The organism is Pedobacter panaciterrae (assembly GCF_013204795.1).
Lineage (GTDB): Bacteria > Bacteroidota > Bacteroidia > Sphingobacteriales > Sphingobacteriaceae > Pedobacter > Pedobacter panaciterrae.
The window spans coordinates 328,212-351,106 of sequence record NZ_JABMKW010000020.1 but is presented as its reverse complement, the minus strand read 5'-3'; the positions used below and the strand labels follow the sequence as shown (position 1 = coordinate 351,106).

Below are 22,895 nucleotides of genomic sequence, written 5' to 3'. Positions count from 1 at the left end.
ACGAAAATGAAAAAATATAAAATAATTATAGCACTCCTTGGAATTATCCTATTCTTTGGGTGCAAAAAGTACCTCGATGTATCAACCAAGGGCGCTTTAACTGAAGAGCAGGTGTCCAATCCGGAACAACTGGAAAACTTTGTAACGGCAGCGTACGCCTACATGCCGAATCTGGGATATCCTGATACCCATGCACCCTGGATAGCCAGTCTCCGCTCTGACGATGCCTATAAAGGTGGAGGTGGTTTAAGTGATCAAACTCCATGGTACGAAATGGAGATCTTTTCAGCTGTAACGCCAAACGTTGGAAATAATGATGGGCCATGGTATCAGGGTTACTGTGCCATCAGCCGTGCCAATGGTGCGCTGCGCCTGTTAGGTAAATTTGACGAAACGCAGTTTGCAGCCAAAGAACAACGTATTGCAGAAATGAAATTTCTAAGAGGATGGATTTATCTGGGGATGAAATTAAGATGGAATTATGTACCATGGATAGACGAAACCGTCGCAACAGATGCCGTGGTAGTTGCAGGAATTTCCAACCGGCCTAAAGGTTCTGTAAACGACCTTGAATTGTGGGATAAGATCATCAAAGATTTAGAAGACGCATCCAATGTATTGCCAGAAACCCAGGCCGAAAAGGGCCGCCCTACTAAGTTTGCCGCTCATGCCCTTGCCGCCAAAGCCCTACTATTTAGAGCGTATGAAAAAAATGACAGGCATGAGGTGACTAATATCAACAAAGAAACTTTAAACAAATCCTTGGCACATATTAATGAAATTACCGCAAGAGATGGATCGCAGTATGACCTGACTCCGGATTTTGCAGAGAACTTTATGATTGAATATGATAACAATACCAAAGAGTCTCTTTGGGAAATCCAGTACTCTTTAGACGATGGAACAACCAATGGAAGGGTAAACTGGGGCGATCAGCTTAATGCACCCTGGTGGTCTCCGTATTTTGGCTGCTGCGATTTTCATAAGATCTCCCACAACATGATAAATGCTTTTAAAACTGATGGAACCGGGTTACCTGATTTCGACAATTACAACAATACTGAATTAGGCGGACAGCTTTACAAACAGTATTTCAAGGATCATGCTTTTGACCCACGAATGGGACATACTGTGGCGATACCTGGCTATCCCTGGAAATATGACAACAAACTTATGTTTGATGAATCTGGATCACGTGCGCCATTTCAATATGGATACTTCAACTCTATGAAAGAACAGGTCCGTCCTGATTGTAACTGCATGTTCAAGCCTTTTTATGTTCAAAATTCAATGAACAAGAAAGAAATTCGCTATGCAGAAGTATTGCTTTGGAAGGCCGAAATCTTAATCCAATTAGATAGAATTGATGAAGCCCTCCCCATCATAAACAGAATAAGGGCACGGGCAGCAAATAGCCTTGGCCGTTTAAAGAAAGACGATGGAAGTTTGTGGATGAATTATAAAGTAGAACAATATAAACCCGGTGTAAACTGTACCTGGACCAAAGATTTTGCATGGAAAGCATTAATGTGGGAAGACAGGTTGGAGCTTGCAGGCGAAGGACGACGCTTTTACGATCTCATGCGTTGGGGACAGTTAAGTACGGTAATGAACGCCTACATTGAAAAGGAGAAAAAACGTTTTGATTGGTTTAACCTTGCACATTTTACTGCTGGCAGGGATGAATTCCTACCCATTCCTCAGCCTCAAATGAATTACTCTCAAGGAACTTATGTACAGAATCCAGGATATTAAAATCTATATAGTGATGAAAAAAATTATTTATATGTGTTGTCTCCCTTTGATTTTTCTGTTTACCGGCTGTAAGAAAGAGCCGGTTATTGAAAGCAAAGCTGGAGTGAGTTTGCCAATGGTAACCAACCTTCAATTACAGAAAACAGCTGAAAAGGAAGTAAAGTTAACCTGGGGCATTCCGTCCTCCGTTTCAGATCAAATTGTTCAGCCTTTAAACATATTTGTTGAGGTAAACGAGGTGATAAGTGTTACAAAAACAGTTTCGGTATTTTCTACTACACTTGCTAATGCACCCACAGAATTTGTATACCAATTGCCTGATGCAGCAAAAACCTACCACATTACGGTAAAACTTATGGGAAATACAAAAGTTGTTGACAAGAACTATTCAAGTCAGATTTATTCACTTGGACAGACGGTAGTTTATACAAAATAAACTAAAGAAGCTTAACACTCGATACTGGTTTGGCACCAACAATGGCACCAGACCAGTATCTCTAATATAGCTAAACCAAAAGCATACTCCTCTTTCAATACGGGCGTATATTTTGATAAAATAATAACATTTTACGATATTAGATTAATCATTTATCGAAAAAATTAGAACACAATTGTTTAAAATTTATCAAAAACAGTACCTATTATGAAAAAAATCGCCCTATTACTTTCATTGTCGTGTGCCAGCTTTATTGGCTATGCACAAGACACACCCGCTGCAGATACGACTAAAACCTGGACAATTCACGGGGAGAATACTTTCTTAATCAATCAAAGCTCATTTTCAAATTGGGCAGCAGGAGGTGTAAATTCAATTGCTGGAAATCTCGTTTTTAACTACGACTTTAACTATAAAAAAAACAAATGGACCTGGGACAATAAAGCAATCGTTGGATTTGGTCTGAGCAAGCAAGACGATATTGGCGTTCGTAAAAATGACGACAGGCTTATATTAAATAGTTTGCTCGGTTATAAAGCCTCCAAATATTGGATGTATACCTTTTATGCGAATTTCCAAACGCAATTCGCTAAAGGATATAGGTACGAGGGAGATGGAAAAACGCTGATTTCAGATCTGTTTGCACCAGCTTACCTAACTCTTGGTCCTGGTATTGCCTATAAACGCGATGATAATTTCAGGGTCAACATTTCTCCCTTTGCTTCCCGTTTTGTTTTTGTAAGGAACAGAAATTTAGCTGAATCATTTGGGAACGACCCAATGAAAAGGCTTCGTTATGAGTTTGGTGCTTCATTAGATGCGTATTACAAAGTAAATCTTGTAGAAAATATTAGTTTAGAGAACATCCTGAAATTATACTCTAACTATCTCGATAAACCACAAAACGTTTATACAGATTATACAGCCAACCTTTTCATGAAGGTAAACAAATTTGTAACCGTAAACGCTGGTGTACAATTGCTTTATGACGACAAGACTGAAATCCCAATCTTAGATGCTAATGGAGTCAGGATTGAAGGTGAATTCAAAAAAGCTTTACAGGTTAAACAGATTTTCGGAGCTGGTTTTACCTACAAGTTCTAGATACTTCTTCACTCATTCTACACACATCCTTCACACCAAACCCACAAAAGGGTACCTTTTTGTGAAGAATGTGTGTGTAATGTGAACTATGTGAAGACCAGGCATAAGCAACTAGTAAGATATTGGAGCAGGTTGCTTTGATTTAAGATTAATAATAGTCCTGTTAATGTAGGGAATCAATGCAATTATAAGGATTACAACAATCAATAAACCACTTATAACCGTATAGTAATCTATTGCTGATCTCAATTGAGCTTGAGTTTCTATGGATCTGCCGAGCAATCCCTGAGCAATTTTAGCAGCCTGACCTGTAGAAACTCCCTTTCCAACTAATCCTCGTTTATACATCTCAAGTTTTTCCACCGCTACCGGATTTAAAGAAGTGATATGCTCCTGAAAACGGTTTATGTGATTGGTTCTATTATAAAGCTGATAAAAATTAATTAAAGCGATACTGCTGCAGAAACCTAAAAAGCGAAAGAACACACCAACGGCTGAAGCCGTACCACCCAAACGTTCAGGAACCGAAGAAACAGCAAAAACGATTACAGGCGTCATTAACATACCTGCTCCCATTCCCTGAACAATTAATGGAATGATAAAAGTTGAAGCATCTGCCTGAGTATTAAAAAGGAAGATCATCCAGGTGTGAAATATCAACAGCAAGCCGAAACCATAGATCCAGATCAATCTCATTGGCCTTTTTAAGATTAAAAGTCTTGAAGAAATTAAAATACTGATCACTATTCCCACAATATTGGCAGCCATGATGTACGCGATATGAATTGGATCCATTCCCAAAACAGTAGCAAAGTATAGATTTGTAATGTTTAGTGCACCGCGAACAATATAAAGCACAAAGATTAAAAACACACCAACAATATAGTTTCTGTATTTGAACACTTCCATGTTCTGGCTAGGTCTCTTTAAATTGAGCTGTCTTAAAATATGGATGAGCAATAGTACCAATATTGCACCGCAACTTCTAACTATGCGTTTATCCTGCAACCAATAGTATTGTTGACCATATGCCAGCACATAACCAATCAGGCATAAAACTAGTGCATAGATCACAAAACTGGCCCAATCTACCTGATAAAGTGGAATCTTACGGTTTAAACGAACCGTATTCATGATAGACAATAGCAAAATAGCACCAGGTAAATAGCAAAATATGATGGCTTTATACAAGAAATTGTAATCGTAGGCATCTACAATTGGTGCGGTAAGCAGCATAGATATCGGACTTATACACAACAGCATGCCGTAGAAAATAGAATAGCCGATTTCTCTGGCCCTTTCGCTCTGAATTCTGCTAAATATTAATGTAATGCAAATGCTTGTTGTACCACAATTGGCCATTCCCTGTATAAACCTGAATATAAAAAGCGTATGTAAATTATGCGTGTTATAGCAAATGTATGAAGTAACAATTTGCAGTATAATCCCTACAAGGAAATACTCCTTAGTAGCCAGGTACACAAAAAAACGCCTTTCCAAGGCAAAGAAACTGGCAACTGCAGCATAGAATATGATCATTGAATATTGAACATCAGCAGGTTCAATACCATAATAACCAGCTGCAGCATTTGGATTGGCCGTAGATAACCCAAAAAGCAGCAGACAGGGTAAAATAACAATGAATATGGTGCCTCTGATCAGCCATTCAGGAGCCCATCTTTTAAATACCGGTTTTACAGCAATCATTGGTTTTTAGCAATTACAACAATAGCATTCATACCTGCCTTTAGCTTATCGGTTATTTTCCTATCGTCATCTAACTTAATTTTAACCGGGATACGCTGCACCACCTTAACAAAATTACCGGTAGAATTATCAGGAGGCAGTAATGAGAACCTTGCCCCTGTCGCCGGAGATAAGGAAACAATCGTTCCCTGAAACTCCTCGCCCGGATAAGCATCAGTTTCAATAACCGCATGGCCATTTAGCTTCATGGTCGAAATTTGGGTTTCTTTAAAATTGGCAATAACCCATTTGCCCGCTTCCTGATCTACAATAAATGCCAGTGTTTGTCCGGCCTGGATCAACTGCCCTTCCTGTATGGTTCGTCTTCCCATCTTTCCATTGTACGGCGCTGTAATTACCGTGTAGCCTACATCAAGCTTGTTTCTGTCCAATAATGCTTCTCTACGCTTTATTTCAGCCAGATATACGTCCCTTTGAGACCTGATGTCGTTAACTTTCGATGCCGAAGTTTCATAGCCGTTCAGGGCCGATCTGTATTCTGCATCTGCTACATCCAGGGCAGCCTTGCTATTTTCCAATTGTTGTAGTGTTGCAGATTCTACTTTGAAAAGCTTTGAATAGCGATCATAATCCTGCTGTTGCTTTAAAAGTTTAGCTTTTGCAGAAGCGATCTGAGATTTCATAACGCTTGCTGCTTTTGTTGTGGTTAGCTCATTGCTTTCCATTACTTTAATCTGAGCCTGTGCATTTAACAAAGCCGCTTCGGCCTCTTGCTGACCAAGTTTATACTCACTGTTGTCGATAACAAGCAAGGTATCACCTTTCTTTACATCCTGATTTTCTTCGTATTTAATTGTTCTTATATAACCTGTCACTCTTGAAGTTATAGGGTTTATATATTCCTCTACTTGTGCGTCATTGGTTTCTTCATACTTATAAAGGTCAAATAAGGAAATTACTCCCCAGATCATTAAACCAAGAACAATAACGCCTGCAATCCAGGCCGTGACTTTGGTGATGAGCTGATCGGTACTTGTATAGTTTTTCTTTTTTGTTCGCATTTTAAAGGTTGCCTATTGCTTTTTGTAATTGGAAATATTGTAATTGTGCCGCTATCTGCGCTGCTGCAAGATCAAATCTGGTTTGCAGCAATTGTGTATCAGCATCTAAAAGATCAGTTAGCAGTGATAACTGGTTGAAATAAGTATTGTTAACGATCCTCAGGTTCTCTGTCGCTTGCTTTATATTCTGCTTTGCTACATCAATCCTTGTAATGGCTTCTTTATATCTTAAATAGGCTTCGTTAACTTCCTGTCTAACTTTATCTGTTGTTGCTTCGTGTTCAACCTCTCGTCGCTGAAATGCCAGCTCAGCCGCCTTGGTTTTATGTTTGTTATGGTAAAATGCTGAGATAGGGAAACTTGCTTTTATACCACTTAAGCCAATCCCATACATAGCTATAGAGTAAGGATAAAATTGAATTTGAGGATAGGAATAGGTATAATTTGCAAACAAGCCCACTTTAAAAGATACATTGGCCTTTACTTTTTTCAGTTCCAGCTTATTCAATTCAGTTTCCTTTTCAGAGATCTTTAGTTCATAAGAGTGTGTTATGGCTTCATCCAAATATTCGGGATAACTTTTAATAACTAAACTAGTGCTGGTTAGCGAGTCGGGCAATATCTTAAAATCATCCTGCTCACCAATCAGTATTGCCAGCTTTTGGTTGGCTATATTGATGTCGTTATCAATTTGTAATAGCGACATCTTTTGGCGCGACAACTTAAGCTCTGCTCTTAGCACGTCGCTTTTTAAGATCACTCCATTTTTAAAGAGTTGTCTGATCTCTGCTAATTGCTTTTCCTGATCGCTTATATCCTTTAACAGTAAGTCTTTAAATACTTTACTCCTCTGCAGATCAAGGTAATATGCAGCTGATTTTAACTTAATTTCAGAAGTAGTTAAATTTAGTTGTTCCACAGAAAGGTTCTTCTTTTCTTTTTCTTCTCTGATCTTCAGGTTGGTTTTATTCCCGTTGTAAAGGTTAAAGTATGCGTTGCCACCAAAACTATACGAAGTATGAACCACTTCAAATTGTGAAGGGGTATGAAACAGACCATTGTCGTAAATAGGCATATTGCTCACCCTTGCATACTCCCCTTCGGCCTCAATATCAGGTAGTCGTTCTGCTTTGGCATCTTTTATCGCCTCTTCAGATTCGTTAAGTTTTAAACCCTGCATCCTGACGGCTTTACTATTGGTTTCTGCTTTACTCCAGACTTCTGTTAACGACAAATGATTTGCTGAGAGGTCTTGCTGTGCTAAGGTAGTAGTGGAAATGAGGACGGAGAGCAAGATAAGAGCATAATGGTTTTTATAGAAATACATATAATTTATAGAATGCACAAAGTTAGCCATATGACAAAGCTGTAATTTTATCTATATTGCCAATTATTTGTCCATTACAGCCAATGAATATTTTAAAAACATCAGAATATCTTAGCGCAATTGACTTAAATCCAGATAGTATATTCGTTTTACATGAAAAAATAGAGCGCAAGCTAACGGCCCATTCGCACACAAAAGGACAATTAACGTACGTTCAGGGTGGCGTAGCTTTCATACACATTAAAAACGTGAGCTATATTATTCCTGCCCGGCATTATGTATGGGTGCCATTGGGCTTAACGCACTATCTTGAAGTAAGGCATCAGGCTACAGTGATTAGAAACATCTATTTTTATGACCAGGGTGATACCAGTGAGCCCTTCTTTCAGCAATTGGGCATCTATCCCGTCAATAATCTTTTACTGGAAATGATCATCTTTACTGAGAAATGGAACGGGAATATTTCTGCGGATAATGTGGTGCCTTTCCAATTCCTGTCTTCTTTAAAGAACTTACTTCCTCAGCTTGGTATAAAAGCATTCCCAATAGCTTTACCAACCACAAACAATGAACGTTTACTTCCAATTATTGCTTTTCTGGCAAGGCATTACAATGAACAGCTTACGCTGGAAGATATGGCAAAAAGATTTGGTATGGCCGAGAGAACACTCTCCAGATTATTTCAATCTGTAATGAGTATCTCTTTCTTACAATATTTAAAACTGCTAAGGATGGTTAGGGCTATTGAAATGATTCTGCAAACCAGTAAATCAACCAGCGAGATTGCATATGCTACTGGCTATAATAGCCTGGCGGCATTTAGCAAAGCATTTTTTCAACTTACAAATATCCGCCCGTCCGATTTTGGGAAGCGCTAAAACATAAGTCTAAAGGCTTTAAAAAAAGAAAGCGGGAATAATCATACCGACCATTCCCGCTTATCTAAATTAACGCTCTCAGTATAAAGACGTATATTTAACAGTAATATTGTATTAGGTTAAAAAAAAATATTCATCCCATGCCAGCAATAACAAGGAAGACTAAAATAGACGCTTCGGCTTTCTATGATACCGAAGAAAATCCCAAACAGCTTATTCACCTCCTTCATCATCATATATGCAAAACAGGTGAACTGGAAAAATTGATTCTGGATTACGAATACGGTAAAGGTAAAATAGAAAACATCGGGATTCTGAAAGATACCCTTGTTAGTGATCACAACTTAAAAGGCAAATTTAAAGCAGGATATCAGATCAGCGAATTTTCCATGTGTGCCGCAATAGATTATACGGATGATCACGCTATGGATATCGATTTTACCATTGATAAAGACACCAACGAACTGATATTAACTGGCGAAACCCGATACGAAAGATCAGATGAGCTTTAAATAAAGCCTACTTAAATAGCTCAAAACCATAACGCGCATCGTTCCAGAACTCATCCAGCGCTATAATACGAGGCTTAAAAAAGGAAATCAGCTTAGGCCAGTCTTCTTTGTTAAATATGCTCACGCCAGGTAAAACGGTATATATCTTGCAAACTGTTTTGCCGTACTCATCTGTCGAATGTAATTCCCACTGCCATTCTTCTCCTAAAATTCCGGTTAACAGTTTCTTATATTCTTCAAACTGCTCAAACAAAAGCTGCTGTATGGTTAAATCAGGATTGGATAACTCTATCCCTATCCATGCCGACTTCTTATCAACCTGCATTTTGAAGGCCAAATGCTTGATGCCAGTCTTATAGTTAATCCAGTTAATTCGCAACCCCTCAGCAGAAGGTTGCAATGCCATATACTGCCCATATGCAGTCCAGAAAGCCTGCTTAATCTGCGAAGCCTGATCTTTTGAATACAATCTTTATCGTTTAATGGTTTATACCAAAGCAGTCTTTTTCTTAGCTCTGAAATGCAAAAATACAGCAATACCTGAAATGATTACCAGAATTAAAGAAGAAATCATTGATATCTTATCTCCAACAAGATAAGATGTCGGTTCAAACTTAAATTCTAAATTGTGACTGCCTGCAGGTAATTTGGCTGCTCTAAGTATGTAATTAGCTCTAAAATAAGGGATTTTATTACCATCTAAGTAAGCATTCCAGCCTTTGTCGTACCAAACCTCAGCAAATACAGCTATAGCATCCTGTGCACTTTTATATTTATAAACCAGGTGATCGGGATGATATTCGGTCAGTTGAATCTTTGCAGTAGTATCAGTTAAAGATTTTGCATCGCCAATTTGAGATTTAAAAGTCTCATCAACTATTGCCGTTGTTTTCGGGTCAAAGCTGGTAATGGCTTTCATCTCTTCATCCGCATTTTTAACGTAGCTCACATTGCTGATGAACCAAGCATTTCCCAAAGCTGTCTTTCTTTCTATGGCCTGAGGCGTCGGACTAGCCTTATCGGCCATAATCACGTATTTGGTATTTAGCATATCCAATACGGGCTCATTTATCTTCTCGCTAAATTGCGCCGTTATCAATTCGTCGTAACGCTGCAGCCTTGCAGAGTGCCTTCCTCCTACCGATTTGTGGAAATACGAAGCCGACGCATCAAAGAAAGGATTACCTTTTGTAAAATCTATAACCCTATAATCAAGTGTTTTATCATTTAAGATCTGAAGATCAGCTGCAGTAGCCTGGTAATTTTGATCCAGCACAGATTTATCATAGAAGTTGCTGTTGTTCAGGTATCTTTTGTCTACACCCCACATATCAACGAGTATCAGCACACCTAAAACAATAAATGCGGTGTTTGCTTTAACTTTCCCTTTTAATATTGCCCATAACACACCAAAGCCAAGCAAAATGAAAATCAAGGACCTGAAAGCATCCGTACGGGCAAGTGATATCCTGTCTTCTATCAAGGCACTCCCTATGGAATTGGCAAAGCTAAGATCAGCCTTAAAAGCCTCAGCAAGGTGATTTACCATTTCCTGATGCGATGAATCTCTAAAATCAAAAAACAAGGTTGGCGCGAGCATAAATAACACTAAGCCACCGCCTGTTATATATAGAGAATAAAGTAACTTTTTGGGTAAATCTTTTGCCGTATCTTTCTCATCTACGAATTGCTTAAGTGCCACAAATGCCAGCAATGGTATAATTAATGCCGGTATAACCAATATAGATTCTACTGCCCGCATCTTGTTATACATCGGGAAGTAATCAAAAAACAGATCAGAGATTAATGGGAAATGTTTGCCAAACGATAAAAACACAAATAGAAATGTGGAGGTTAAAATCCACCATTTCATTTTACCCTTAACTATAAATAGCCCCAGAACATATAAAAAGACCACAATACAGCCAAAATACCATGGACCATGAGTGCTCGATTTTTCACCCCAATAAGTTCTTAATAAACCTTGCTCAAGCTGAGGGATGAGCTCTTTAACCTGATCTTCAGGAACGCCCTTTGCTATCAGTGCTTTAGCTACATTAGAATGCTCATCTAATTGTTTGATCTGAGTAGCACCCCCATACATATTTGGAACAAGGAATGTTGAGATTTCGCCAACACCCTGGCTCCAGAGATAGGCATAATCGCGCCCAAGTCCACTATCTGATTTTGAGGTTGTTCTGGTTAAATTTGCCTTACCGCGGATAGATTCGTTTCCATATTCGTAGGTAGTCCATAATTGTCCCGCGTTTACACCAACGGCTAAAATCACACCTGCAAAAAGATATCCTACAGCCGTAAAAAAAGCCTTTAACTGTTTGGATGCTATTGCATAATACAGTTCAAAACCTGCCAATATGAGCAGGCACATGAACAGATAATAAGTCATTTGTATGTGGTTGCATCTGATTTCAATGGCAAGAAAAAGAGCAGTTAACAAACCACCTAATAAATATCGTCCTCTAAAAGTGAGTAAAATAGAACCCAATACAGGTGCAAAGAACGAAATTGCCATTGCCTGATTGCTGTGGCCGGCTTCAATATAGATGAAATTATAAGACGTAAAAGCAAAGGCTATGGCTCCTGCAGCAGCAAGCCAGGGCTTCATTTTTAATGTACTCAATAAAAAATAAGCCCCCAGCAGATAGCAAAGCACAATATCTATTGGGTTCGGAAATACAATTTTTAAGGTATTGATCACATAGTTGGCTATACTGCCACTGTTCGATACCCAGATCTGGAAACTAGGCATCCCACCAAACATAGAATTGGTCCACAATGGCCCTTTTCCTGTTTCCGCGCGAACATCCATGATCTCCTTTGCCATTGCTTTGGCTTCAAGCACATCGCTCTGGTAAAGGTCCTTACCCTGCATAGCAGGACTGAAATAAGCAAAACAGAGAATAAAGAATATCCCTATGATAATAAAATGTGTGCTGTTAGCTTGAAACCATTTCTTCATACAGTAAAGAAAGCAATAATATCAAACAAGAGCTAGAATTAATTAGTTTTTGATAAAATTACTGTCGGCTCATGACTTTTCAATTCAGTTTCATTTGTTAAATCAAGCCTTAAAGGAGTTATAGACACCAAATCATTTTTAACCGCCCATCGGTCAGTCCCCTCTTCTGCCAGTTCAAGTGGCTTTACCGTAATCCAATAATGCTTTCTGCCCATTGGGTCATGCCCCGGAACCACGCTTCCATCGTATAACCTTACCGACTGCCTTGTCCACTGAAGCCCTTTTGGCTTACGCGGAAAATTCACATTATATAACCCAAGATTCGTATTTTCTAACAATACAGTTAATGCCTGCTCAACAAAAGGATCCAGGCTTTCAAAATCGGGCTCCGATTTACCGACAGGTGTACTTAATGCTATTCCCTTAACCCCTAGTAAAACCGATTGTTTAGCAGCGGCCAAAGTTCCCGAATGCCACATAGAGTTCCCTAGGTTTGGCCCCATATTGATACCTGAAAGCACAACTTCCGTATCAGGATACATATGCAAACCAAGTGCAACACAGTCTGCCGGTGTTCCATTTACCCTAAAAGCATCAATGTTTTCGAATGTGATTGGCGATTTTTTATAAGAAAGCGGACGCGAGTGTGTAATGGCATGTCCCATTGATGATTGCTCCACATCAGGGGCTACAATTCTAACTGTACCAAAGCGCAGTGCGATGTTTGCCAGCGCTCTGATACCGGGACTATAAATACCGTCGTCATTTGTGATCAGGATTTTCATGATAGTTTTTTAAAATAATTACTACAATGAAAACCATAGTTATGTCAACATTGTTCAAACTATATGAAAAAAACCAGCAAACTCATCCGATTAATCCATAATCCTACTGCGGGCGATGGTGAATACTCGAAAAAGGAAATCGTTAAATTGATAGAATCTAACGGCTACAAGTGCGATTATACTTCTTCTAAAAAGAAATCAATTGGAAATATTAAACCAGAAACGGAATTTATTGCAATTGCCGGTGGAGACGGAACGATAAGAAAAATGATTATGACATTGCTAAACAAGAAGTTAAAATACAAAAGGCCAATTGCCCTGCTTCCCTTTGGTACTGCAAATAACATTGCCACCTCACTCCATATTAGCAACAACAACAATACAAATGTCAGCTCCTGGAACAATTATCATTTAAAGAAGTTTGATGTAGGCCAGGTAGTTGCCCCAGAGGATACTTTCTTTTTCATAGAGGCATTTGGATATGGTGTTTTTCCAAAACTAATGAAGCAATTAACGAAGATGAATACCGACCATATCAAAACACCTGAGGATGAATTTGAGCTGGCGCTCAAAACCTTGCATAAAATCTGCAGTACATATAAACCCTTTAAAGCCACAATTGAATTAGACCACAAGGTTTTTGAGGATAAATACCTCTTGATTGAAGTCATGAACATCCCTAGCCTGGGGCCTAATTTAAAGTTAAGTCCAGATGCCGACCCTGGTGATGGATATTTTGATGTACTGATGGTTGCCGAAAGTAAACGAAAAGTATTATCTGATTATATCTCCGTAATTCATGAAGGTAAGGAAAGAGTATTTACCATTAAATCGATCAGATCCAAAACGGCAGCTATTTTTACAGTATGTAAGGATGCGCACGTTGATGATCAAATTATAAAAGAAACACCAGAAAAAGTAAAAATAAAGAACATGGATAGCTTGCTTGAAATTGTAGTTAACAACAAGAAATCAGTCGCGATCGTCCCCTCTAAATGACATAGATCGCTTTTTCCAGATCACCATATACACAAGTGCCACAAATGCAACACCGGCAGTACAATATAGAATGGATGGGATCATAAAGATCACGTCCTGATATGCCCAGCCTGCAAATAATGCGCCCAAACCTATACCTGCTTCAAGAGCGATATACATGGTTGCCATAGCTTTACCTCTATGTTGTGGGTGGCTAAGGTCTATAGTCCATGCATTTAATGCAGGAGACAAAACACCTGCACCTATGCCATAAACTACTGCTCCGGTAATTAAACCGGCTTCGGAAGTGCCGTACCCTGTGATGACCAACGAGGCACACAGAATGGTCAATCCGCAGATTGCCACATTCAAACGGCCATAATTATCAGATACTTTTCCGGCAATAAACCTGATCAGCAACGAGGATATGGTAAACACCATAAAGAATATCCCCTTATTGGCCAGTCCAATATAACCACTCCAGTCAGGTATTAAGGTAAGTATTACACCATAACCTACATACGATAACAAGGTTACAATAGCTGCAGGTAATACCCTAACATCAATAATGTCCTTGCGTGATATTTTCAGAATAGATAAACTGAATTTCTTTTTATCCTTCAAGGTTTCCTTCATGTTCATCAATATGATGATCGAAAGCAACGCCAAAGCAGATGAGCTGTAAAACAGCACATTTATTGAATACAGGCCACTAATAAAACTACCAATAGCGGGGCCAATGGCCATTCCGGTACTAAAACACAAACCATGTATTCCTAAAGCCTCTCCCCAACGCTCCCTCGGAATAATATCTGCAACGTAAGCCGCAGTAGCAGTTGGCTTAAATCCGGTCGAAAAACCATGAATAAGACGCAGAAACAAAAATCCGGAAACAGTGCCCAGTATAGGGTATAAGAATCCGCAAACAAAACATACAATAGATCCTACCGCCATAACCGGAACCCTGCCAATGGTGTCGGTTAACTTTCCGCTAAATGGCCTAGATATACCTGCCGTAAGCGTAAACAATGCTATAATTAAACCCTTATACTCGGCACCACCCAAACCACTAAGGTAAGCTGGCAAATCAGGTATGAGCATATTAAAACTGGCAGAAAATAAAAGTGAACTCAGGCAGAGTAATGCAAAAGGAAGGTTATATATAGGATCTGATGTAGTGGAATTATTCATTGAGCTTGCAAAGGTAGTAAACTATTTTTTTATACATTCGTTTAATGAAATTACCACATCAAAAGGGCATGGTGATATGGCTTATGGGCCTATCCGGAGCAGGGAAAAGTACAATATCGAATCTGTTTGAGGAGCAATTAAATGAGTCCGGCTTCTTTTCTATGAAACTTGATGGGGATGAAATGAGAAAAGGCTTAAACTATAATCTGGGCTTTAGTATGGATGATAGAGCCGAAAATATCAGGCGGGCAGCTGAAACCGCAAAAATAATTGCATCCAACGGCGTAATTGTTATCTGTTCATTTATTACGCCTTTAAATGGGCATAGAACAATAGCCAAAAACATTCTGGGCGGTATGTATTTCGAAGTGTTTATCGATTGTCCGCTGGATATTTGCGAACAAAGAGATGTTAAAGGTCTATACGAACAAGCGCACAACAACACCTTAAAAAACTTTACAGGGATAAGCTCTGCCTTTGAAAGACCAACCACACCAGACTTGATCCTTCATACTGATAATTTTACTGCTGAACAATGCTGTGACCAGCTATACAACGCAGTAAAAAACAAGATAGCAGATAACGCTTAACTTACTTTACAATAAAACCCGGGATTTAATAACGAGGGTTTATTGTAAACAAATTCTTCAAAATCTGCATTAACCATAATTGCACCACTACTTACTGCTATTGCCTGTCCGGCTGCAGTATCCCATTCCATTGTTGGTCCTTTTCTGAAATAGATTTGCGCTTTACCCTCCGCAACTAAACAGAACTTTAATGAACTACCAATGGAAAGCTTACTAACTACAGGGTATTTTTTTAAGATATTCTCCTCATCCTCATCGGCATGAGAACGACTACCTATAGCAATCCATTCACTCGTTTTCCGATCTACACTGATGGCTTCAGGGGCTTCACCTGGTGTCATTTTCCAACTTCCTTTTCCTACAATTCCATAGTAAACCACATTCAATACAGGGCTATAAATTACACCAATTACAGGCTTATTGTGCTCCATAAAAGCAATGTTAACGGTAAACTGACCATTCCTGCTGATGAACTCTTTGGTGCCATCCAGTGGGTCTACACACCAATATTGCTTCCATTCTTTTCTAACAGCATATTCAATATCAGCACCTTCTTCAGATAGTATTGGAATTTCCGGATAAAGCTTAGTTAAGCCGTCTACAATGATGTCATGCGAAACACGATCAGCAGCAGTCAACGGCGAATTGTCTTCTTTTCTGGTAATTCCAAAATCTTCCTGTGTTCCATTATAAACCTCCAAAATAGCTTCTCCGGCTTTAATGGCGATGTCAATTAGTGGCTGTATGTCTGTAATGTTCATTGCTTAGGGTAAAATTATTGTCGCTCTTTCTTTAATTTCTTTAAGGATTTTGGCCTGTCCTTCTCTGTTATCTAAATCACTTTGTCTGGCAGTCCGCAGGGCTTCTTTCTTTAAAATTGCATTTTCCTTGTCGTAAACTGCAATATGATCGGCATCAATTAAACTTACATCAGCATTTTGAATAACCAGTTCGTAATCCAATTCCCTCAATACATCCCCGGCAACCAGTTCAAAGATCTCCAGATCATCGCCCTTAAATTCGTCTAAAAATTTACCGGTATTGTTACTAATGATGGGCTTTTCCAGATTGCTCCACATTTCGCCTGCTGCTGCAGTAAGTTTAGAGGTTTTGGAATCATAAAACTTAAGCATATCAGGATGATAAGCGATATCCAGATAAAGGCATAGTTTCTTAATCACCCTTTCCGGTTCCGTAATCAATGTTTCATAATTAAGCGCGAAAAAGCGCTCTGCCGGCAAACTTGCCCTTAACTTCAAACAAGCTGCCTGATCTTCGCTCCATTGCTTGGCAAGGTGGTAAATGTGTTTTTCGCCAACAATAGCTTTCTTAAATGAACAGGCTACATCTCTCCCATCTCTGTACAGATAAATGTATTTCAGGTTTAGTCCAAAATCTTCCATTTCTGTAGCATAATGAACGTTTGCCATACTTTTACAGCACCAATACTTAGCACCTTTACTAATGGCAGCCTGCTCATATACCAACCTGTTTATCTCTAAAAGATCATAACGTGTTGATTGTTCGTAAATCTCGTCTGCGTTCAGTAAAACCCCTTCCCATGGTACCGGATTGGCATTTACATAAGCTACTACATCATTAACAAGTATTTTATATGAAGTACTGTTAAGCTTGCCGTACAGATGTAAAAGCGGCATAAAAACCACTAAAATATGAGGCGGATGCGGCGATGCTATTTCAGCCGACTGATCCAGAATTACTCTTAAAAGATTAGATCCGGAGCGTTGCGTTCCTATAATTTGTATGCCGGTATTGGTCATTCTTGTTAGTTAAAATTAATTCAGTACCTATCCCATAAAGTGTACTGCAGTCCCTATTAGTAAAGAAATAATGATTAAGTATACAGGATTAAATTTAAATCTGAAACTTAAAATAAATGCGACCACAAATAATGCAACATTAATTGGCGTGGAAGGCACTGAGAAAAAGAGCTTTATGCCCGAAGCGATGATCATGCCCACTACTACAGGTTTTATTCCTGCCAATGCATTTTTCATCACCGTTGAGTCTGCATTATTCTTAAATATCTTTGAAACAATGATCATTAAAATAGAAGAAGGTACAAAAATAGCGATTGTTGCCAATGACGCACCGGCCACACCGGCCAATTTATAACCTGTAAAAAACGCACTTACCAGAATTGGCCCTGGTGTTAGCTGGCTAAAAGCAATGCTATCTATGAATTCCTGATTGCTTAACCACTTCAATTCTGTTACAAAGAGGGACTGCATAATCGGGATCATCACATAACCTCCGCCAAAAAGCGAAAGACTGATCCCTGAAAACACGGAGGCAATTTTAAGAAGAATCAGGTCTGTGTTTCGGTACAATCCGGAAATAAAAGCCGCATATAATAACAACAGCGATGACAAGCCTATTTTAGCACCGCTGCTCAAGCGCTCCCATGTAAATTTAGCCCCACCAGTATCAGCTAAATTGGCTAGTTTAAAATAAACACCAATTAACCCGCCAATCAGTATAAGCAACAGAATGATCAGATAGCCTTTAATGAAATAAAGTAATATTATGGAGATTAAACACAGTGCTATTTTACCGTTATGTCCTTTTACTTCCTTTAAAAATATATTTAAACCAGTAGTTAATATGATCGCACTTACAGCTGCTACTGTATAGGCCATTATACCCGAAAGATCCTTAACATGAATGTAATTAAAATAACACCACGACAGCACAAACATCAATATGCAGGCCGGAAGCAGAATCCCCAGCATGCTCACCAGTAAGCCATTTTTTTTGTGCAGATGATAACCAATATACGATACCACGTTTACTGCCAATGGTCCGGGCAATAAACTGGCAATACTAACGGCATTTAATAAGTTTTCCTGACTCAGGGTTTTGTCCTTTTCAATCATTTCCTTTTGAACAACCGCTATTAAAGCCATATGCCCACCAAAAGAAACACATCCTATTTTTAGAAAAGTAAGGAAAAGGTACTTTAAACCCGCTTCCTTTTGCACTATGCTGATATCATCCACGCTATTTCTTTGTTTTTACGGTTATCAATTATTGATTAATCCTGTTTCATTAGTCTATACATATACGCCGAGATCATCAACAAAATGGTAATCACTATCCAAAGCGTGTTGTAACCATACCTTTCTGCAATAAAAAACCCGGCTATAGGACCAACAACCTGCGCTATCGACCAGCAAAGCATATATCCCGCTGCGTACTGGCCCCTGTTAAACTCATTTGCCCTGCTCATTACAAAGGTATTGATAAAAGGCAAAGCAAACATTTCACCAAAGGTGAAGAAAACTATGCACAGGGTGCCCAATACTATAGGACTTCCAAAAGGAAGCAAAAGTACAGCGAATGAACATGCAACTAATATAGCACCTAATACTATAAAAAAAATAGGAGACCTTTTATTCTCAATCTTATGGATCATCACCATTTCAAACAGTGCAATAATGATCCCGTTGAGGCCTAATATCAAGCCTATCTCAAACTCACCTATCTTCCAAATTTCTTTATAAAATACCGGAACAACCCTAAACATCAGAAAAGAGCAGATGATAAAAACAGCGGTTAACAGCAGGAACCTGATAAATACTGCATCTTCCCAGGGCTTACGCACTACAATTCCCTTAACTTTTTCCTTTAAAGCCTTTCTATAGTCTTTAATTTTTGGCAGAAACCATAAGATGCCTAGTCCTGCAATAATACTTACCGTGCCATCAACATAAAACAACAATCTGTAATCGTAAGATGCAATTAAACCACCCATACTTACACCAACTGCCCATCCCATATTCACCGCAAGACGGTTTAAAGAATAAGAACGGGTCTGTAATTCAGGTTTGGCATAGGCTGCTATGGCTACAAAGTTCGCAGGACGAAAGGCTTCCGAAAAGAAACTGATCACAACAGCAAGCGCGCATAACGTATGGAAATGAGTAATATTTGCAAAAAAAAGAAAGAATGTACCACTAACAATAGAGGCCACTATCTGAACCGGTCTAAACCCAATTACATCTGTAAGCTTACCACCTGCTGCTGATCCCATTATAGAGCCGACGCCAAAAAGAGTGATGATTAATCCTGCATCAGAAGCTGGTCTGTGGAGCGATTGCGTTATAAACAAACCCATAAAAGGCACCGCCATATATCCACTGCGGTTGATGAGCATAACAATGCTCAAGATCCAGGTTTCGCGGCTTAAGCCAGTAAATGAAAGTTTATAAGTGCGAGCAATTTCTTTGAATAATAACATAAGTAGCGGAGCTGTGTCAAAGATAATAAAGCAATTAGTTTTTTCTATTTTAGCAAAATACTTTTACGTACATGCAGAAACTTAAAGCCATATTATTCGATTTAGATGGCACACTTATCGACTCAGAATACTTCCATTACCAATGCTGGATAGAAATCCTTGAAACCTACTCGTTATCTATGACTTATGAGGAATGGGTTAATACTTACGCGGGCTACCCACTCCCAATCAACAGCAAAAAAATTAAAGAAAAATACAATCTCAATATTGGTCTATCTGAACTAATCCTCTGGCGGGAACGCTTAAGCAAAACCGGCTTTTCAACTAGAGATATCAATTTAATGCCCTTTGCCTTGGAAACAATACAGTTTTTTAAGCAAAAAGGACTTAAATTAGCCGTTGTTACCGCTAGCCCAAGACCAGATGTTGATCTGATCTTTGCAAGAAATGGTTTGAGCAACTACTTTGATCTTATGGTTACCAGAACCGATGTTACTTTAACAAAGCCAGATCCTGAATGTTATAATTTCTGCTGTCAGCAGCTTGGACTAAACAAGGATGAGTGCTTAGCTTTTGAGGATACAATTAATGGCCTAAAAGCTGCTAAAGCAGCCAATCTGGTTTGTTATGCTATACAAAGTGATACTTCGCAACATCCTAAGTTAGCTATTGCCGATAAAATATTTACAGACCTAAAACTTGCCAGTGAAAACGCTGCAACGCACTTCACATTATAAAAACAGACATATACTCAACGCATGCTTAAATTCAAACAACTCTTAATTCTATTGCTACTAGCTGCCACGGCAACAGTTGCGCAAGTGAGACCAGAGAAAATAGCCGACAGTCTTTACAAAGCAAAAAACTTTAAAGAAGCTGGCAGGTATTACCTAAAAGCGACCAGGCAAGTCGACTTCGAGGTTCTTAGATCAGATAATTATTATAATGCGGCATGCTGTTATGCCTTAAGTGGTCAAAAAGACAGCGCCCTGGTTTTACTTACAAACGCTGTAAATAGTGGCTATAAAAATATCGATCAAATTAAAAAAGATACTGATCTTGAATCCTTACGTTCCTTACCAGGCTGGCCTAAACTCCTAAATAGCATTAAGACAGTTAAAAACAGCACCACAGATCCATATAAGGCTAAACTGATTACCAGCGATGTAAAGAACTTTTGGAAGGCATATGACCTGGCTAAAAAGGATACCGCCAACGCCATCAACCTTTATAAGAAATACTATGTAGAACCTGCCTCAAATGGACTTCAGGATTATCTGGGTTATAAAATCAGAAACCTGAAGAATTTTGTAAAATCTGTAAACACCAAGCCTCTATTTTATGCCGCTGTACGTAAAAATACTTACGCCGTAGATCAGCAAAAGCCTCAAATGATCCAAAGCTTTGTTAAGTTCAAGCAAATCTACAACAAGGCTCAGTTTCCTGACATTTACTTTGTTATTGGCGCTTTTAATTCAGGTGGAACCAGCACTGATGCCGGCTTATTGATAGGCTTGGATCAATCTGCCCGCACAGAAGAAGTTCCTGTTAAAGAGCTAAACTTATGGCAGCAAAACAACTTCACAAACCTAAAATCCTTACCAAATCTAATTGCCCACGAGCTCATCCATTTTAACCAGAATGGCCTTGCTGGCGACACCACGCTCCTTGCCGGTTCACTTACCGAGGGCATGGCCGATTTTATTGGCGAACTGATATCGGGTAAAACTGCTAATGAACGTCTGCATGTCTGGGCTAAAGGTAAAGAAAAACAGATCTGGACAGATTTTGAGAAAGAGATGTATCTCGCCAAGTCTCACAATTGGATCGCAAATTCCGATCAGGAAACTGCAGATAAACCTGCTGATCTGGGCTATTGGGTTGGTTACCAGATCTGCAAAGCCTACTACAACAAAAGCACCGATAAAAACAAAGCTGTAAACGATATGCTTAACATAAAAAACTATAAAGAATTTTATGTTAAAAGCGGCGCCGGGCAGCTGTTTAAGTAATTATTTTACTTTAAAATAGTTTATTTATTACATTACCATGTTCTAAAAATACGGGTTAAAAACCTTTATAAGGGTAACTTTGGCTGCTCAAAACATTTATCAATTGACAGCATCAAAACCATTAAAAGAACACAATAAGGGCATTTCTACTGTCCTTGCTTTTGCCCTGTTACCATTATCCGGCTTCGCAACAGACATCTACATCCCTTCCTTACCTACCATGGCTACCACCATGAATGTAAGCAGTTTACAAGTACAATTAACACTTAGCTTATTCCTAATCAGTTATGGAATTTCACAGCTCTTTATAGGCAGCGTGCTAGATAGTTTTGGCAGGTATAAACTTAGCCTTATCTGCTTACTCGTATTTGCAGCAGCAAGCATCGTAATTGCAAATACCCATAATGTCTACCTCATTTACCTCATGCGAATCATTCACGGATTTACAGTAGGAACTATCATTGTAGGCAAACGCGCATTTTTTGTCGATATTTTTGAAGGCGATAAACTTAAACACTATTTAAGCCTGTTCTCTATCATTTGGTCTACCGGCCCCATAGTAGCGCCATTTTTAGGTGGCTATTTGCAAACTGTATTTGGCTGGGAGTCTAACTTCTACTTCCTTGCCGGTTTAGCAATCATACTTGCCATACTCGAATTCATTTACAGTGGCGAGAGCCTGACCCGCTTCTCTAAATTCTCATTAAGCAATATCGGCAACATCTATCTTAAAATGATTAAAACCCCGAGCTTTAGTCTGGGTATAGTGATGTTGGGCCTTGCCTATTCAATGGTAATGATTTACAACATGACAGGCCCATTTATCATAGAACACCACCTTCATTTTTCACCGGTTGTCGCCGGTTATAGCTCCCTGATTCTTGGTTTTGCCTGGATGGTTGGCGGTTTTATAGGTAAAGCAACCATAAACAAGCCATTTTTAAAGAAAATGATTGTGAACCTGGGGCTGCAAATACTCTTTGTGCTGCTCATGTTTATCAGCATTCAATTCATATCCAGCATCTATACACTTATATTCTTCGCCTTTTTAATTCACGTTACGGCAGGCTATATCTTCAATAATTATTTTACTTTTTGTCTGGGCAGATTCCCTAAAAATGCAGGCATTGCCAGCGGATTAACCGGCGGTGTTACGTATGTGATCGTGTCGTTTCTAAGCTACAGCGTTATCTCATTCTTACCGGCAAAAGACGAGCACAACTTAAATTCCAGCTACTTACTACTAGCCGTTATTTCAGGAATAGTGATGTTTGTGATCTTTAAGCTCACCAAAAAAGAAGAGCTAGCGGCAGCGTAG

Annotated in this window: 21 protein-coding genes; 10 read left to right on the top strand and 11 right to left on the bottom strand. The window is 39.0% G+C overall.

Annotation, left to right across the window (positions count from 1 at the left end; genetic code table 11):
- Nucleotides 1-6 precede the first annotated feature (6 nt).
- The 3 genes from HQN86_RS20375 (at nucleotide 7) to HQN86_RS20365 (ending at nucleotide 3,295) form a co-directional block, all read left to right on the top strand.
- Nucleotides 7-1,755, top strand: a complete 1,749-nt coding sequence (locus HQN86_RS20375; protein WP_172662734.1) for a RagB/SusD family nutrient uptake outer membrane protein — start codon at nucleotides 7-9, stop codon at nucleotides 1,753-1,755.
- Nucleotides 1,756-1,768: 13 nt separating this feature from the next.
- Entirely contained in the window at nucleotides 1,769-2,191 is a 423-nt protein-coding gene (locus HQN86_RS20370; protein ID WP_172662733.1) for a DUF4945 domain-containing protein, read from the top strand.
- Nucleotides 2,192-2,398: 207 nt separating this feature from the next.
- Nucleotides 2,399-3,295 (top strand): DUF3078 domain-containing protein, encoded by an 897-nt coding sequence (locus tag HQN86_RS20365; protein ID WP_172662732.1) that lies wholly within the window; start codon nucleotides 2,399-2,401, stop codon nucleotides 3,293-3,295.
- A gap of 111 nt (nucleotides 3,296-3,406) precedes the next feature.
- Here HQN86_RS20365 and HQN86_RS20360 read toward each other — a convergent pair whose 3' ends face one another.
- The 3 genes from HQN86_RS20360 to HQN86_RS20350 are packed head-to-tail and all read right to left on the bottom strand — an operon-like array spanning nucleotide 3,407 to nucleotide 7,390.
- Nucleotides 3,407-5,002, bottom strand: coding sequence for an MFS transporter (locus tag HQN86_RS20360; protein WP_172662731.1), 1,596 nt, complete (start codon nucleotides 5,000-5,002; stop codon nucleotides 3,407-3,409).
- A complete protein-coding gene (locus tag HQN86_RS20355) occupies nucleotides 4,999-6,063 on the bottom strand; it encodes an HlyD family secretion protein (RefSeq protein ID WP_172662730.1) in 1,065 nt (354 codons plus the stop codon). The genes HQN86_RS20360 and HQN86_RS20355 overlap by 4 nt, the downstream gene beginning before the upstream one ends.
- 1 nt (nucleotide 6,064) lies before the next feature.
- Nucleotides 6,065-7,390 carry a TolC family protein gene (locus HQN86_RS20350; RefSeq protein ID WP_172662729.1) on the bottom strand — a complete coding sequence of 442 codons (1,326 nt, stop codon included), beginning with the start codon at nucleotides 7,388-7,390 and terminating at the stop codon, nucleotides 6,065-6,067.
- An 83-nt stretch (nucleotides 7,391-7,473) separates the two neighbouring features.
- On the opposite strand from HQN86_RS20350, the gene HQN86_RS20345 reads away from it, so the two are divergent.
- Complete coding sequence (locus HQN86_RS20345) at nucleotides 7,474-8,268, top strand: AraC family transcriptional regulator (protein WP_172662728.1); 795 nt, start codon at nucleotides 7,474-7,476, stop codon at nucleotides 8,266-8,268.
- A gap of 140 nt (nucleotides 8,269-8,408) precedes the next feature.
- The gene (locus tag HQN86_RS20340) at nucleotides 8,409-8,780 is read left to right on the top strand and encodes a hypothetical protein (RefSeq protein WP_172662727.1); all 372 of its coding nucleotides are present in this window, start codon (nucleotides 8,409-8,411) and stop codon (nucleotides 8,778-8,780) included.
- 7 nt (nucleotides 8,781-8,787) lie between these two features.
- On the opposite strand, the gene HQN86_RS20335 is transcribed toward HQN86_RS20340, so the two are convergent.
- The 3 genes from HQN86_RS20335 to surE are packed head-to-tail and all read right to left on the bottom strand — an operon-like array spanning nucleotide 8,788 to nucleotide 12,545.
- Complete coding sequence (locus tag HQN86_RS20335) at nucleotides 8,788-9,249, bottom strand: DUF4268 domain-containing protein (RefSeq protein WP_172662726.1); 462 nt, start codon at nucleotides 9,247-9,249, stop codon at nucleotides 8,788-8,790.
- An 18-nt stretch (nucleotides 9,250-9,267) separates the two neighbouring features.
- Nucleotides 9,268-11,760 (bottom strand): YfhO family protein, encoded by a 2,493-nt coding sequence (locus tag HQN86_RS20330; protein WP_172662725.1) that lies wholly within the window; start codon nucleotides 11,758-11,760, stop codon nucleotides 9,268-9,270.
- A gap of 38 nt (nucleotides 11,761-11,798) precedes the next feature.
- Entirely contained in the window at nucleotides 11,799-12,545 is a 747-nt protein-coding gene (gene surE, locus HQN86_RS20325) for a 5'/3'-nucleotidase SurE (protein ID WP_048905710.1), read from the bottom strand.
- Between the two features lie 63 nt (nucleotides 12,546-12,608).
- On the opposite strand from surE, the gene HQN86_RS20320 reads away from it, so the two are divergent.
- Nucleotides 12,609-13,544 (top strand): diacylglycerol/lipid kinase family protein, encoded by a 936-nt coding sequence (locus tag HQN86_RS20320; protein WP_172662724.1) that lies wholly within the window; start codon nucleotides 12,609-12,611, stop codon nucleotides 13,542-13,544.
- Here HQN86_RS20320 and HQN86_RS20315 read toward each other — a convergent pair.
- Nucleotides 13,518-14,714, bottom strand: a complete 1,197-nt coding sequence (locus HQN86_RS20315; protein ID WP_172662723.1) for an MFS transporter — start codon at nucleotides 14,712-14,714, stop codon at nucleotides 13,518-13,520. The two genes, HQN86_RS20320 and HQN86_RS20315, sit on opposite strands and share 27 nt — an antisense overlap.
- A 44-nt stretch (nucleotides 14,715-14,758) precedes the next feature.
- Between HQN86_RS20315 and cysC the strand changes: the two genes are divergently transcribed.
- Nucleotides 14,759-15,304, top strand: a complete 546-nt coding sequence (gene cysC, locus HQN86_RS20310) for an adenylyl-sulfate kinase (protein ID WP_172662722.1) — start codon at nucleotides 14,759-14,761, stop codon at nucleotides 15,302-15,304.
- On the opposite strand, the gene cysQ is transcribed toward cysC, so the two are convergent.
- From cysQ to HQN86_RS20290, 4 genes are read right to left on the bottom strand one after another with little or no spacing between them, the layout of a single operon-like run.
- A complete protein-coding gene (cysQ, locus tag HQN86_RS20305; protein WP_172662721.1) occupies nucleotides 15,301-16,065 on the bottom strand; it encodes a 3'(2'),5'-bisphosphate nucleotidase CysQ in 765 nt (254 codons plus the stop codon). The two genes, cysC and cysQ, sit on opposite strands and share 4 nt — an antisense overlap.
- 3 nt (nucleotides 16,066-16,068) lie before the next feature.
- On the bottom strand, nucleotides 16,069-17,085 hold the full coding sequence (locus tag HQN86_RS20300; RefSeq protein ID WP_172662720.1) for a sulfotransferase family protein: 1,017 nt from the start codon (nucleotides 17,083-17,085) through the stop codon (nucleotides 16,069-16,071).
- Nucleotides 17,086-17,112: 27 nt separating this feature from the next.
- Complete coding sequence (chrA, locus tag HQN86_RS20295) at nucleotides 17,113-18,324, bottom strand: chromate efflux transporter (RefSeq protein WP_172662719.1); 1,212 nt, start codon at nucleotides 18,322-18,324, stop codon at nucleotides 17,113-17,115.
- Nucleotides 18,325-18,359: 35 nt separating this feature from the next.
- Nucleotides 18,360-19,565 carry an MFS transporter gene (locus HQN86_RS20290; RefSeq protein WP_172662718.1) on the bottom strand — a complete coding sequence of 402 codons (1,206 nt, stop codon included), beginning with the start codon at nucleotides 19,563-19,565 and terminating at the stop codon, nucleotides 18,360-18,362.
- Nucleotides 19,566-19,636: 71 nt separating this feature from the next.
- Here HQN86_RS20290 and HQN86_RS20285 point away from each other — a divergent pair, with 71 nt between their 5' ends.
- The 3 genes from HQN86_RS20285 to HQN86_RS20275 all read left to right on the top strand — a co-directional run bounded on the left by HQN86_RS20285 (nucleotide 19,637) and on the right by HQN86_RS20275 (nucleotide 22,895).
- Entirely contained in the window at nucleotides 19,637-20,302 is a 666-nt protein-coding gene (locus tag HQN86_RS20285) for an HAD family hydrolase (protein WP_172662717.1), read from the top strand.
- A 21-nt stretch (nucleotides 20,303-20,323) separates the two neighbouring features.
- Nucleotides 20,324-21,577, top strand: a complete 1,254-nt coding sequence (locus tag HQN86_RS20280) for a gliding motility protein GldB-related protein (protein ID WP_172662716.1) — start codon at nucleotides 20,324-20,326, stop codon at nucleotides 21,575-21,577.
- A 103-nt stretch (nucleotides 21,578-21,680) separates the two neighbouring features.
- Nucleotides 21,681-22,895, top strand: a complete 1,215-nt coding sequence (locus HQN86_RS20275) for an MFS transporter (protein ID WP_172662715.1) — start codon at nucleotides 21,681-21,683, stop codon at nucleotides 22,893-22,895.